This window comes from Sphingomonas mangrovi (genome assembly GCF_047975845.1).
Taxonomy (GTDB): domain Bacteria; phylum Pseudomonadota; class Alphaproteobacteria; order Sphingomonadales; family Sphingomonadaceae; genus Sphingomonas.
Genome location: NZ_JBIUCZ010000007.1, coordinates 105,173 through 118,962 on the forward strand (window position 1 = coordinate 105,173; position 13,790 = coordinate 118,962).

10 protein-coding genes and 1 pseudogene are annotated in these 13,790 nt (G+C 64.2%); 6 read left to right on the top strand and 5 right to left on the bottom strand.

Annotated features, from left to right (window positions below; genetic code table 11):
- The first annotated feature begins 20 nt into the window (after positions 1–20).
- On the top strand, positions 21–1,115 hold the full coding sequence (locus ACBY01_RS05710) for an alkene reductase (protein ID WP_416459815.1): 1,095 nt from the start codon (positions 21–23) through the stop codon (positions 1,113–1,115).
- 85 nt (positions 1,116–1,200) lie between these two features.
- Here ACBY01_RS05710 and ACBY01_RS05715 read toward each other — a convergent pair whose 3' ends face one another.
- Positions 1,201–2,139: a formylglycine-generating enzyme family protein gene (locus ACBY01_RS05715; protein WP_416459829.1), complete on the bottom strand. Its 939-nt coding sequence runs from the start codon at positions 2,137–2,139 to the stop codon at positions 1,201–1,203.
- Between the two features lie 297 nt (positions 2,140–2,436).
- Here ACBY01_RS05715 and ACBY01_RS05720 point away from each other — a divergent pair, with 297 nt between their 5' ends.
- The 5 genes from ACBY01_RS05720 (at position 2,437) to ACBY01_RS05740 (ending at position 11,131) form a co-directional block, all read left to right on the top strand.
- A complete protein-coding gene (locus ACBY01_RS05720; RefSeq protein ID WP_416459816.1) occupies positions 2,437–3,000 on the top strand; it encodes an RNA polymerase sigma factor in 564 nt (187 codons plus the stop codon).
- On the top strand, positions 2,993–3,946 hold the full coding sequence (locus ACBY01_RS05725) for a FecR family protein (protein WP_416459817.1): 954 nt from the start codon (positions 2,993–2,995) through the stop codon (positions 3,944–3,946). Before ACBY01_RS05720 ends, ACBY01_RS05725 begins: the two co-directional genes overlap by 8 nt.
- A gap of 157 nt (positions 3,947–4,103) precedes the next feature.
- A complete protein-coding gene (locus tag ACBY01_RS05730; RefSeq protein ID WP_416459818.1) occupies positions 4,104–7,052 on the top strand; it encodes a TonB-dependent receptor in 2,949 nt (982 codons plus the stop codon).
- Between the two features lie 14 nt (positions 7,053–7,066).
- Positions 7,067–8,428, top strand: a complete 1,362-nt coding sequence (locus tag ACBY01_RS05735; protein ID WP_416459819.1) for a sulfatase-like hydrolase/transferase — start codon at positions 7,067–7,069, stop codon at positions 8,426–8,428.
- Positions 8,429–11,131 carry a glycoside hydrolase family 31 protein gene (locus tag ACBY01_RS05740; protein WP_416459820.1) on the top strand — a complete coding sequence of 901 codons (2,703 nt, stop codon included), beginning with the start codon at positions 8,429–8,431 and terminating at the stop codon, positions 11,129–11,131.
- 344 nt (positions 11,132–11,475) lie between these two features.
- Here ACBY01_RS05740 and ACBY01_RS05745 read toward each other — a convergent pair whose 3' ends face one another.
- From ACBY01_RS05745 to ACBY01_RS05760, 4 genes and pseudogenes are all read right to left on the bottom strand, one after another.
- On the bottom strand, positions 11,476–12,348 hold the full coding sequence (locus ACBY01_RS05745; RefSeq protein ID WP_416459830.1) for a HipA domain-containing protein: 873 nt from the start codon (positions 12,346–12,348) through the stop codon (positions 11,476–11,478).
- 6 nt (positions 12,349–12,354) lie between these two features.
- On the bottom strand, positions 12,355–12,807 hold the full coding sequence (locus ACBY01_RS05750) for a HipA N-terminal domain-containing protein (protein ID WP_416459821.1): 453 nt from the start codon (positions 12,805–12,807) through the stop codon (positions 12,355–12,357).
- On the bottom strand, positions 12,807–13,055 hold the full coding sequence (locus ACBY01_RS05755) for a helix-turn-helix domain-containing protein (RefSeq protein ID WP_416459822.1): 249 nt from the start codon (positions 13,053–13,055) through the stop codon (positions 12,807–12,809). Before ACBY01_RS05755 ends, ACBY01_RS05750 begins: the two co-directional genes overlap by 1 nt.
- Positions 13,056–13,687: 632 nt before the next feature.
- Positions 13,688–13,790: pseudogene (locus ACBY01_RS05760) on the bottom strand (IS481 family transposase); the annotation flags it as partial.

Genomic DNA, 13,790 nt, shown 5'->3' on the forward strand with positions numbered 1-13,790 from the left:
CGGCGATCAAGGAACGAAGAATGACCGATACCAGCATCCTCTTCCGACCGCTGCGCGTGGGGGCGCTCGATCTCCGCAATCGCGTGCTGATGGCGCCGCTGACGCGCAGCCGCGCGTACGCCGACGGGACCCCAAAGGAGCTTGCGATAGCCTATTACCGCCAGCGTGCCTCGGCAGGGCTCCTCATTTCCGAAGCGACGCAGATCTCGCCGATGGGCAAGGGCTATATCGACACGCCCGGCATCCACAGTGACGCGCATGTCGAGGGGTGGAAACCGGTGATCGAGGCGGTGCACGCTGCCGGCGGCGCCATCTTCTGCCAGCTATGGCATGTCGGGCGGATCAGCCATACCTCGCTGCTGCCCGGCGGCGCGCAACCGGTGTCGGCGAGCGCGGTACGTGCCAAAACGCAGACCTTCACCGCGGAAGGGCCGACCGATACGTCCGAACCGGTAGCGCTCGATGTCGACGGGATCGCGGCCACGCTCGACGCTTATTCGGCTGCCGCGCGTTATGCGAAGATGGCGGGGTTCGACGGGATCGAGGTGCATGCGGCCAATGGCTATCTCCTCGACCAGTTCCTGCAGGACGGCACCAACCGGCGTGACGACGATTATGGCGGTTCGATCGAGAATCGGCAGCGGCTGCTGCGCGAAGCGCTCGACCGGGTAGGCGAGGTGTTCCCGGCGGACCGCGTGGGCGTGCGGCTTTCGCCGCTCGGCCAGGCCAACGACATCCGCGACAGCGATCCCGAAGCGACCTTCGACGCCGCCTATCGCATGCTCGGTGACCGCAATCTCGCCTATCTTCACGTGATCGAGGAGTTCTTCGGTCAGAACACCAGCGACGATCAGCGCGCGATGCTCAAGCGGCTGCGCAGCCGCTACGACGGCATCTACATCGGCAACGGCGGGTACAACGCCGAACGCGCGGCCGCGGCGATCACCGGCGGTGATGCGGATGCGGTCAGTTTCGGCAGGCCGTTCATCGCCAATCCCGACCTGCCCGAGCGTTTCCGAATCGGCGCGCCGCTTGCGGAGCCCGACCAGGACACCTTCTATGGTGGCGATGCCAAAGGCTATTCCGACTATCCCGCCCTGCCGCCCGCGCATTGAAGGGCGGACAGGTCATTACCGCAGATCGGCCCGCGCCGAGGGCGCGGAGTTGACTCGCTAAGGGGGGCGGGCGGGGCCCGGCACCTTACCTGCTCGTGGCAGGAGTCTCACGCACGACGCAGCGAAATCCGATATGGGTGGTCGAAGAGTCTATGGTCTGGGGGTGGCGCGCCGCTGGACGGTAGCGTTGACAGTAGTTTTGCGCACACAGATGCGAGCCGCCCTTGACGACCTTTCGCCCGATTGCAGGCGCCCCTGGTTCCAGGCTGTCGCGCTCGCGTCCGCCGCGTGGATTGGTCGGCACCTGGCAGCATCCACCGCGACCGGTAGCCTTGGCAGCGTTGCGACGCCGCAGGGCAAACCAGTCGCTGGTCCATTCCCATACGTTGCCGATCATGTCGTAGAGGCCGAAGCCGTTCGCCGGGTATGTTTGTACCGGCGAGGTGCGCTCCCATCCGTCGAGCATCTGGTTGGCGAACGGAAAGAGCCCCTGCCAATAGTTCGCCAGCATCGCCCCGCCGGGCGCGAGTTCGTCCCCCCAGGCGAACTCGGCACCCGACAAGCCGCCGCGTGCGGCATATTCCCATTCGGCTTCCGTCGGCAGCGATTTGCCGGCCCACCGCGCGAACGCTTCGGCGTCCGCATAGGCGACATGTACCACCGGATGGTCGTCCAGTCCCTCGATCGAACTGTCCGGGCCAAGCGGGTGGCGCCAATCGGCCCCGAAGCGGAAATGCCACCATGCGGAAACGTCGGACAGGTCGACCGGCCCTGAGGTCTTTTCGAATACGAGCGAACCGGCGATCGCCCTTTCCGGCTCCAGATCGGCGTAAATCTCAGGATCGGGTGCCTGCTCGGCAACGGTGATGTGCCCGGTCGCTTGCACAAATCGCGCGAACTGCCGGTTCGTAACCGGCGTTTCATCGATCCAGAACGGGTCGACACGCACCGTGCGGACCGGCGCCTCCTCAGGATAGAAGCGCTCGGAGCCCATCCGAAAGCGGCCGCCGTCCAACCGGCGCATGCCAGCCATCAGGTCGTCCCCGTGTGCGATCGCTTCTACCATGTCGTCACTTCCTCCCACAGTCCACGATAAGTGGGGTGCGGCCGCACGTCCAAGCAAGCGGACGCCATTTCCGGCCGTGGCAGCCGTGCAGCACTGCATGTCCGGCCGAGGCGCGCAAGATATCAGTCCGCGGGCGGGCCGGGTACTGGGAAGCAGGCCCCAGAGTCCGCGTTCGGTACCGGTCGCATCCGACAGACGCATTTTTTCATGACGGAACGGGCGGGCTGCGGACTCATGGGGTCATCGGGAGTTTGGATGGTACCGGACGAAGAGAGTGTTGCTGACTGGATCGGGCGCGAGATCCTGCCGCATGAACGCGCCCTGCGCGAATGGTTGCAGCACCGCTTCATCGCCGTCCGAGACGTCGAGGACATCGTACAGGAATGCTATTGCCGTCTGGCGGAGTTCGAGGACGTGACCCGGATCCTGAACCCGCGGGCGTATCTATTCACCATGGCGCGCAACCTGGCGCGTCATCAACTGAAGCGCGCATCCGTCGTCAGACTTGAACCGTTAACCGCAGCGAACGGATACGAACTCGCCGGATCGGATCCCTTGCCGGACCAGATCCTCGCCTCGAAGCAGGACCTGGACCGGTTGCAGGCGGCGCTCGCCGCACTTTCGGAACGCGCGCGCCGCATCTTCGTCATGCGAAAGGTCGAAGGATTGAGCCAGAAGCAGATTGCGGAACAGCTTGGTGTTACCGAACGCGTTGTCGAGAACGATGCAAGCCGCAGTTTGCGCGCCGTTCTCGATACGATCACGCGACCGGATGAGATGATGCAGCTGACCCCGAAGACGGGGACGCGTCGTGACTGACGCGATCGAAGATGCCGCCGCGCGCTGGGCCGTTCGCCACCCGTTGAGCCCCGAGGACGCCGACAAGATGGATGCATGGCTGAAGCAAGACCGGCGCCATGCAGGCGCCTTGCTGCGCGCGCGCGCAGGCCTCAGTCGGATCAACGACGGCTTGGTCAGTGCGCGGCGGGATGCCGGAATGCCCGGCGCACAGCGTGTCACGATTGACCGCCGTTGGATGCTGGCCGGCGCAGGCGGCGCCATTGCCGCGACGATTGCGGCCGTAGTGGGTGTGCGCATCCCCGGGGAGGAGCGAATCGCGACCGCACACGGCGAGATTCGGCGGCTGCCGCTCGAAGATGGCTCCGAAGCCGTTGTCGATTCGGATACCGACTTGCGGATCGCCATGTCCGAGGGGGCACGTCGGATCAAACTGAGGGAGGGACAAGCGTTCTTCAGGGTGGCCAAGGACAGGAAGCGGCCGTTTACCGTTGAGGTTGAAGGTGTCGAAGCGCGCGCCATTGGTACCGCTTTTTCCGTGAGCCGGACACCGGACGAGGTGCGGGTGCAGGTGACCGAAGGGGTGGTGGAGACTTGGGCAAACGAGACTTCCACCAGTTCCAAGTTACTGTACGCGGGGCAATTCGCGATTTTTCGAAAGAGCGACGCGGCGCCTGTGATCGGATCCGCTCCCGACCGGATCGAACAGTCGCTCGCCTGGCGCGACGGTGAAATCTGGCTGGAGAACGACACGCTGGCGTATGCCGTTCAGCAGTTCAACCGATACAATAGGCGCCAGCTCGTATTGGGCGAGGAGAGCCTGGCGAACGAGCGCCTCGTCGGCGTTTTCAAACTAAGCCGGCCCGAATTGTTTGCCGACGTGCTGGCCGAAAGCTTGGAGGTGGCGGTTTCGACGAAAGATCGGCAGATCACGCTTTTCCGGAAAAATAAATCTTCGGACCGGTGACGGAATCGGCGTTCGCCACACTCGTTGATCGCAGAAGCGGAAGTTTTAAGCCGCGGATCGTCAAGGGGAGGGATGAATGGCTAGACGTTGCCACTGGCTGCTGGCGGGGGTCGTAGGCGCTGGATACATCGTGCAAGCGCCGGCGGCATCGGCCCAAGTGCGTCACTTCGACATCGCCAGCCAGCAGGCCGCGACAGCCATTCCGCTCTTTGCCAAGCAGGCCGGTATCCTGATCATCGCATCGTCGGACGTGGTCGAGGGCGTCGTCGTCCGAAAGATCTCCGGTACGATGGATACGGCAGCAGCGCTGGACGCATTGCTGGCCGGTACGGGCCTGACGACGGTACGTGTCGGTCCGTCCATCGCCGTCAAGCGCAGCCGAGACATCGCCAAGCCCGTTCTGACCGCCTCGGCCGTTCAGATGACGCCGGTGCAGCAGCAGGCGCCGTCCATCCCCGCGCCGGGATCCACGCCCGCGCCGCAGGACGAATTCGTCGGCGAGGATATCGTCGTCACGGGGGTGCGGCAGAGCCTGGAAAAGGCAGCGCAGATCAAGCGCAACGCAGATCAGGTCGTCGACTCGATTGTCGCCGAGGATATCGGCCGCTTCCCCGATCCAACCGTCGCGTCCGCGTTGCAGCGTGTGCCCGGCGTGCAGGTCACGGTTGCTGGAAACAACGAGATCGCCAGCCCGATCATTCGCGGGTTGGGCGACATCCTGACCACGGTGGACGGCAGGGAGATCTTCACCGGTATCGGCCGGGGCTTCGCGTTTCGGGATCTGCCGGCCGAGGCGCTTGCAGGTGCCGATGTCTACAAGTCGAGCTCGGCCGAGCTGATCGAGGGCGGCGTCGCAGGCGCAATCGACCTGAAGTTGCACCAAGCCTTCGACTTTCGGAAGCTGACCGTCGCCGGGACCGCGCGCGCAACCTACGCGCCGCGCGCCGATGCCGTAAACCCGACCATCGGCCTGTTGGTCGCAAATCGCTGGGACACCGGTATCGGCGAGATCGGCGCACTGTTCGACGTGTCCTATTCCGACAACAAGTTCAGCCGCCAGACCCCCTTTAACGGCAATTTCCGCGGCAGATTGTATCCGATCTCCGGCGCCGACGGCATCGTCCAGCCGACCGCTGCCAACCTACTCAATTCGAATGGCGACTATCAGCGCCCGCAAGCCAACCTGTCGCTGCAGTGGCAGGCGAATGACGCGTTGCAGGTCTATGTCAACGGTCTGTTCGCCGGCTACCGCACGCGCTTTGCCAACAACTACAGCTTCCACGACGTGTTCAATGCGCAAAGCATTTCGGACGTGGTCGTGAACGACGATTGCGCCGACTACCAGGTCGGCGCCAACAGCTACTACAATCCCAACGGCACCGTTCGCCGGCTTTGCACCGTGTCTTCGTACACGGCGAACAACACCTTCGGACAGGCGCAGGCGGAGGCGCGGCACCAGACGACCAACCTTTATCTGGCCGCGGGTGGCTTCCGGTACGACGAGGGCGCGCTGCACGCCAATGTCGACGTTTCCTGGCAGCGTTCTCGGACTCGTACCGAGCAATTCACCGTGGTGATCGGCAAGCCGATTGCGGCGCTGAACGTGCGAACCGATGTCGACGGCGGACTCTCCTTCGATTCGCCGGGCAACCCGATGGGCGACCCGTCCGACTTCCGGTTCGCGCAGGGTCTGAACCAGAACTATGACGACGCGGTCGGCGAATTGTTCGCAATCAAGGGTGACGCGTCCGTCGACCTGGATGGGGTGGTGCAGAAGATCTCCGGCGGGTTCCGGTATGCCTCGCGAGACAGTACGCTGCTGTCGGCTTATCTCGGCAAGCTGGCGCCGGGCGGGGATTATGCGACCCCGATCGCGAGCGTGGCACTGCCCGCCGATTTCCTGGATCGGGTCGACTATCCCGGCCGGGTGAACGGCGGCGGCAAGTTCGTCGTGCCACGCACCAGCTATCTTCTGGACAACGACGTGCAGGACGTCCTGCGCGCCGCCTATGGCGTGCCGCTGGGCCGGCCCGCCTATCAGCCGGAGCGTGGATTCGACGCGAGCGAAAAGACGCTGGCCAGCTATGTTCAAGCCAAATACGCCATCGACCTGGGTGGCGCGATCGCGGTCGATGGCCTTGTCGGCCTGCGCCTGACGCGGACGACCCGCGACGTGGCGGGAAGCGGCGTGGTCACCGCGCCGGACGGCGTTCGCACGGTAACGCCCGTGCAGCGTTCGACGCAGGACACGGATCTGCTGCCGAACCTCTCGGCGCGCGTGCAATTCGGCGGCGGCCTCCAGGCCCGCTTGTCCTATGCCAAGGCGATCAGCCGGCCGGACTTCGCGTCGCTCAACCCGGGGCTGAACTATGCGCTATCCACCAACGCCTCGATCCTGAACTCCGGCTCCGCCGGCAACCCCGAACTGCGGCCGCAATCGTCCGACAGCATCGACGGCAGCCTGGAATATTATTTCGGCCGGCGCGGATATGTCGCGATCGTCGGCTACTACAAGGATATTGCGGACCGCGTCACCAGCACCGTCACCCGCGAGCTGATCGGCGGCGTCGAGTACAACATCAGTCGTCCGCGCAACATCGGTAGCGCCAAGCTGCGGGGCCTGGAGGTCAGCGGCCAACTGTTCATGGACTTCCTGCCGGGTGCCTTGTCGGGCATCGGCGCGTTCGGCAACTACACCCTGGCGGATAGCGAGGTGACGACGCCCGGAGATCGCCTGTTCGGCCTGCCGCTGACCGGCGTCTCGAAGCACAGTTTCAACCTCGGCCTGCTGTATGAGAAGTACGGCTTCCACAATCGTGTGGTCTATACATACCGGTCCAAGTTCGCGGTCGGGGACCTGACCCAGGCGCAGGACGTCCGGCCGACGACGGAGTTGGTCTATCTCAACGAGAACCGTGCCTATGGCCGCCTCGATTTCGGCTTGAGCTACGACTTGACGCCGCGCATCGTCCTGAACCTGGACGGGACCAACGTGCTGAACAGCAAGACGCGTTCGTATCGCGCGGTCGACGGGCGTCCGCTGTTGCCGCGCGACTATTCGTTCGACGATAGTACCTATTCGGTCGGATTGCGCTTCAATTTCTGATCCCCGGAGATACGATGAACAGAAGACAGCTACTCGGATCCGCCGCGGCGACCCTGGTTCTGGCCAGTCGCGCCGCCGGCGCGGTACGGGCGCGTCGCAAGCCGAACTTCATCGTCGTCCTGTGCGACGATTTGGGCTTCGGCGACGTCGGCTTCAACGGCGGCAGCATCCCGACGCCGAACATCGACCGACTGGCGCGCGAGGGGTTGCGGCTGGAAAATTACTACGCGCCGGCCAACCTGTGCACGCCGTCACGCGCGGGGTTCCTGACCGGCCGTTACCCGGTCCGCACGGGGCTGGGCTGGGCGGTAATTGGGCCCAACGACGATCGCGGCCTGCCGCTGGGGGAGCAGACGATCGCCAACGCGCTGGAGGGCTACGCCAGCGCGCTGGTCGGCAAATGGCATCTCGGGCACGTCGCGCCTTACTGGCCCCCGACAAAGCACGGGTTCGACCTGTTCTACGGCATCCCGTACAGCCACGACATGGACCCGCTGGCGCTTTACGAGGCGCGCGCGACCAGCACCGAGGTGAAGAGCCAACCTGTCGATCTTCCGGTGCTCCAGCAGCAATTCTATGCCGCCGCCGAGCGCTTCATCGACGAAAACCGCACGCGTCCGTTCTTCCTCGAACTGGCGCTGAGCGCGCCGCACCTCCCCAACAAGTCGCCGCCGCCTTTCGACGGGGCGTCGCCGCTCGGCCCCTATGCCGACACGGTCATGGAGATCGACTCCATCATCGGCCGGCTGCTCGCCAAGCTGAAATCGGCGGGGATCGATGAAGACACGCTGGTGGTTCTGACATCCGACAACGGTGCGTGGTTCGAGGGATCGAGCGGCCCGTTGCGCGATCGCAAGGGCGGCGCGGCCTACGACGGTGCCGCGCGCGTGCCGTGCGTGGTCCGGCAACCCGGCGTGATCCCCGCCAACCGCCGGGCAGAGGCGATCACCTGCGGAATCGACTGGCTTCCCACCTTCTGCGCCCTGTCGGGTTCCGGCAATCCGCCGGGAGTGGAACTGGACGGCCGCGACATTTCCGCCGTCCTGACCCAGGGCGCGGCGTCGCCGCACGAGGAGATTCTGCTGTTCGACGACGAAAACGTGGTTGGTCTTCGCACCCAACGCTTCAAATACGTGCAGAGCGGCTATTGGCGCGGTGGGCTGATGAACTTCCAGGACAAGGGGTATGACGAACTGTACGACCTGACCCTTGATCCGGGGGAAAACTACAGCGTATCCGAACGGCACCCGGACGTCGTCGCGCAGATGCGCGCCCGGCTGGAGCAGGCGCAGCAGCGTTTCGCCCCGTTCCGACACGCGGGACGGCCGCCTTACGGCACCGGCCTGCGCCCCCGGCACGATCAGAGGATCGACTGAATGAGCCATCGTGCACCCGCCATGCTCGCGCGCATGGTCAAGTCGCGCGCGACCCTGCCGCTGTTGCTGGCATGCGCATCCGTCCTGGCACCTGCCGCTTCGGCGCAGCAGCCGACCCAACCCGTCCAGCCGGCGATGCAGGGGCAGGCGTCGCAAGGCGCGGTGGTAGAGCGCGGGCCGGCCCGCTTCACCGTGCTCACCCCCCATCTGATCCGGATGGAATGGGCCGAGAATGGCCGTTTCGTGGATGCTCCCTCGCAGGTCTTCGTCAATCGCGCACAGCCGGTTCCCGCCTACACGGTGCGCACCCGCAGCGGCGTGCTGGAAATCCAGACGGACGCGTTGACGCTGACCTATCGGATCGGCAGCGGCCGGTTCGACAAGTCCAACCTGCGGGTGCGTTCACGCCGCCTCAAGCCCGCCTTCGACTGGCATCCGGGTGATCCGGAGTCCGGAAACCTGGGCGGAACCGCGCGCACGGTGGATCGCTACTCTGGCGATCGCCACATCGACAGTGGGGAAAAGCTCGATCTCGGCCAGGGATTACTGTCGCGCGCCGGCTGGCATGTCCTCGACGATTCCGCATCCTTTCTCTTCAGCAGCGATCCTTGGCCTTGGGCGCAGAAACGCGCGTGTGCCGACTGCCAAGACCTGTACTTCTTCGGCTATGGCCACGACTATCGCCGCGCCCTGTCCGACTATGCCAGCGTCGCGGGCCGCGAACCGATGCCGCCGCGCTACGCCTTTGGCTATTGGTGGTCGAGGTACTGGAACTATTCCGACCGCGAGATGCGCGAACTGGTCAACGATTTCGAGCGGTATCGCCTGCCGTTGGACGTGATGGTCGTCGACATGGACTGGCACCGGACCGACGGGCTTAGCTGGGACGAACGACACGTCCAGCGCGACGTCTTCGGGCAATCGGTCGGGTGGACAGGTTATACCTGGAACCGCAGCCTGTTCCCCGAACCGGGCAAGCTGCTGGCCTGGCTGCACGGCAAGGGGCTCAAGACGACGCTGAACCTGCATCCTGCATCCGGCATTCCTTCGGATGAGGAAACCTATCCCGCCTTCGCCAAGGCAATGGGGATCACCGGCGGCGCGCCAGTTCCGTTTGAGGCCGCGGACCCGCGGTTCGTCCGCAACTGGTTCGATATCACGCTCGACCCGCTGACGCGTGCCGGCGTCGATTTCTGGTGGCTCGACTGGCAGCAATGGGCGGATTCGAAGGCGATGCCCGGCCTGTCGAACACCTGGTGGCTGAACTACGTCTTCTACAGCCACATGCAGCGGACAGAGGCCGAGCGGGCGATGATCTACCATCGCTGGGGCGGCATGGGGAACCATCGCTACCAGATCGGCTTTTCGGGCGACTCGGTCATCTCCTGGCCATCGCTCGCCTATCAGCCCTACTTCACCGCCACCGCGTCCAACGTCCTGTATGGGTATTGGAGCCACGATATCGGCGGTCACTTCTTCGCGGAAACCACGCCAGTCAGCGAACGCCAGATCGATCCGGAACTGTACGTCCGCTGGATGCAGTTCGGCGCGTTCAGCCCGATCCTGCGCACGCATTCGGCCAAGGAGGCGGGCCTGCGCAAGGAGCCGTGGCGTTTCTCGCCCGACGTATTCGCCGTTCTTCGGGACACCATCGACCAACGGTACCGCATGGCGCCCTACATCTACACCGCCGCCCGTCAGGCCTATGACAGCGGCGTCTCGATCATGCGCCCGCTCTATTACGACTGGCCCGAAGAAGCGCATGCCTACCAGACAACGGGCGAGTACATGTTCGGCGACGACATGCTCGTCGCTCCGGTCACGGCACCGATGAAGGACGGCGTAGCGAACGTGTCGATCTGGCTGCCGCCCGGGCGCTGGTACGACACCAACCGCGGCGAGCTGGTCTCGGGCGGGCGTACCGTCGAACGGGACTACCGGCTTGAAGAAATACCGGTGTTCGTCCGCGCCGGTGCGGTGGTGCCGATGTATCCGGAATCGGTTCGCAAGCTTCAGAAGGCCGACGACCGAAACATCGTCGTCCGCGCCTACCCCGGCGGAGAGGCCGAGCGGCGCATGTACGCCGATGCCGGCGACAGCGAGCGGTATCGCGACGGTCAATACGCTTTCACGACGATCACCAGCCGCTACGACGACCGGCGTGCCGCGATCACGGTGCGCCCGCGGGAAGGGCGTTACGTTGGCATGGCGCCCGACCGGCAAATCACGATCGAACTGCCGAGTGCGCGTTTTCCCAGTCGCGTAACGGTGAACGGTCGTCCCTACGACCGGACCGAGCAGGCGAGCCAAGGCGGCTGGCATTATGCTGGCGACACGCTGACCGCCAGCATCACCATCCCCGCGCAAGCGGCCGATACCGAGATCAACGTCGTGGTGGATTTCGCCGATTCCAGCGCCCGGATCGATGGGCTGCTGTATCGCATGAAGCGGGTACGAACGGCCGTGGATTGGCTCAAGAACCAATGGGAACCGCCGGCCCCGCTTCCCGACGACGTCTCGCTTGCAGCTGAGCTGGGGCAACTAATCGAATACCATCCCGAGCGGCTCGACCAATTGATGCAGGCGTTCGACGCTCGCGTCGAACGCCTGGCTGCCACGGTTTCCCGATCTCGCGCGACGCCGGAGGTGAAGGCGCGCTTTGCCGCCTTGATCGCGTCGGTAAACGACGGGGCCGTTCGGTGAACGTCGCCAACGTCCAAGGGTGTAGGCGACAGTCTAATCTGCGATATCACCCTTGAACTGATGGGGTGGACGCCCCCTTCGAGTGGCGTCGTATGATTCCGGACCGGCACCGGAAGGTGCCAAGCGAAGGAGGAGCAGATGACCGACGTCCACATCCTCGCCGTGAACCTGGCAAAGCGCAGCTTCCAGATCTGCGCGACATCGCCGGGAGGGGCGTGCGTTCAATCAAGCTACCGGCATGCTTTGTCGCTGTAGCGGTCATTTCGGGCCAATAGCCGATCAGTTTGAACCCTGCCCGCATTACGGCAGGGTAGAAACAATAATCGATGGCCTGAGAAGACCGTTCAACCGGGTTCGGCGAAGGCGGTGTCCAGTTCCGCCAGACGGGCGGCGATGGCGTTGCGGATGCTATCGTGGATGTCGTCGGCAAAATCATCCGGCATCGCGGACCGCGCGGCGTCGGCTGCAGCGATGGCCCTCTCCTTGACCCCGGCAAGCACCTGCTCGACGACCCTGGGCCCGACCCCGGCGGCCTTCGCCGTCTGCGCGAAGTGCCGGCCGAGCACCTCGTCGATTCGATAGTGGCGGCTGCTGCCGGCTGCCATGGCGAGACGGAAGCTCTTGCGATTGAGCTGTCCGCGGTCGACGGCGCCCTGGACCGAGAGCACATCGTAGAAGGGGGCGAGCTTGAAACCGCCGCCTGGTCGCAGGAAGACACTGAAGTTCTTCGCGTGTCCGTCGGTCGCGCCGATCAACCAGAAGAGCACGAGGGCTGCCAGGAACGTCTTCTGATCCGCCGAGGGATCATCGCTGGCACCGAGCAGGCGGATGATGTCGGGAGCACCGGGGCCGCCCTCGTTCTGGTATTTTCGCGACGACGGGACGCCGAGCGCCTGGCAGCAATCCTCTTGCGGCACGCGCAGCAGCCTGCCGTCGGAGAGCCGTTGCCGGTCGAACCGCTCGACAACCAGTACCCGGCGCTTGCCGAACATGGCGATTTCGGTGCGCGCCACCGGCAGGCCGAATGCGCCGAGCAGTGCGAGGCAGTAATGCTCGTTGTCGACGCTCCCGGTCATGTCGACGGTGCCGGTCGAGGTGGGGATCTCACCGAACTGCGGCTTGAGGATATGCGACGTCGGCGTCGTGCCGACGGGCCGCAGCCACTTGCCCTCGTGGCGGAGGAGCGCGGTCTTCTCCTGCGCACCGGCGATCGAAATCCTGAATTACCGGTCGGGATCGATACCGAGCGGGACGCCTCTGAGATTGGCGAGGAGCTTCTCGATGTCATCGTCGCCGAGCGGTTCCCCCTGGATGCCGCCGCTGGCGTTGGCGGTTTCGCCATCGGGCAGGAACTGCATGGCGCCCACGCAATCGCGGCCTATCCTGGCCAGAAGGTTATAGGGGTCGGTGCCCTCAGCGCCGGTTCGCTCGGCTACACGGCGACGCATGTCGGCATCGTCGGGCAGGAGGTTGTCGAACACGGCGATGACCGGCGCACCACGATAGGCCGCCGCACGCAGGGGCAGCGACAGCGACGCTGGGAACGCGTACTCCCAATCGAGCCAACTCTGGTCGTATCGAAAGGACACCGCGCCGCTGGGCTCCTTCTCGAGACGGCCGACACGACGATTGTTGATCAACACGTTCAACGGCGCATGGGTCTTGCGGGGCGCCATCAGAAGATCTCGCTGAGATCGGCACCGTCCTTGCGACGCGGTTCAAGCGTCAAATCGAGGTCGAGTGCTGCAATGATGCCGAACACTGTCTCGAGCTTGGTTCCCGGGTGGCCGCCCTCAATCCGCGAAACGGTCTTCTGCCCCGTTCCCACAAGATCGGCGAGAGCTTGCTGAGTAAGATTGCGGCCTACGCGCGCGTTGTGAATGAGCGTGCCAAGCTGCTTTGGAGAGCGGGCAAATTGGGTCATCGAAGCGCCTTTCGCGGATCGCATACCCCACAAGGCATAATTCGCAATATATCTTGTAGGGTATAGTCGCCACTTATACCCCGCTGGGTATGGTGCAATCTGTAAATGCTGTCGAGGAGCGACGTGTGTCAGCCACTAGCATCAGGCATTTCCGGCTGAGATCGTCCACCACCGTCAAGTCGCCGGCCATAGGCAAAGGCGTCCGGTGGACGCCGATGCGCTTAATAGATGCCAGTCATTAAAGTCCCCAATCCCAAATCTCTCGCGAGGCTGGCGGATCGGAGGCCATAGTGTGAAGGGTTGCCTTGTATCGTGGGTTCGAATACCATGGTACGAGTCGAACTGCGCCTGTAAGCACCGGTTTTCAGAAGAAAAGGTCGTCGGGGTACAATCCGAGGTATCGCAGGAAAACGAATCGATCAGAAGAGCGGCGAAATCAGCCGCTTAGTGAGCAAGTTCGAATCCCTCCCGCTCCGCCAAGATCGATGATCCATTTAGTCACTAAGGTGGATTCCGGCGGGTGTGTCCGTTGCCTTGGTTACGATCACAGTCGGCGTAGGTGAACGGGCGCGAAGATCAGGGTCGTATCGACCGTGCGCTGTTTCTCTTCTTCGCTCACGGCTGGTCCGTCTCTAGGTGTTCAGTCCCGGCATCTGGTGGATCGGATTGACGATGAAGCGTTCTGGCTCTGAGGTCCAGAGCTTGGCGATGTATTCGTAGGGTGTGAGGCCGCTG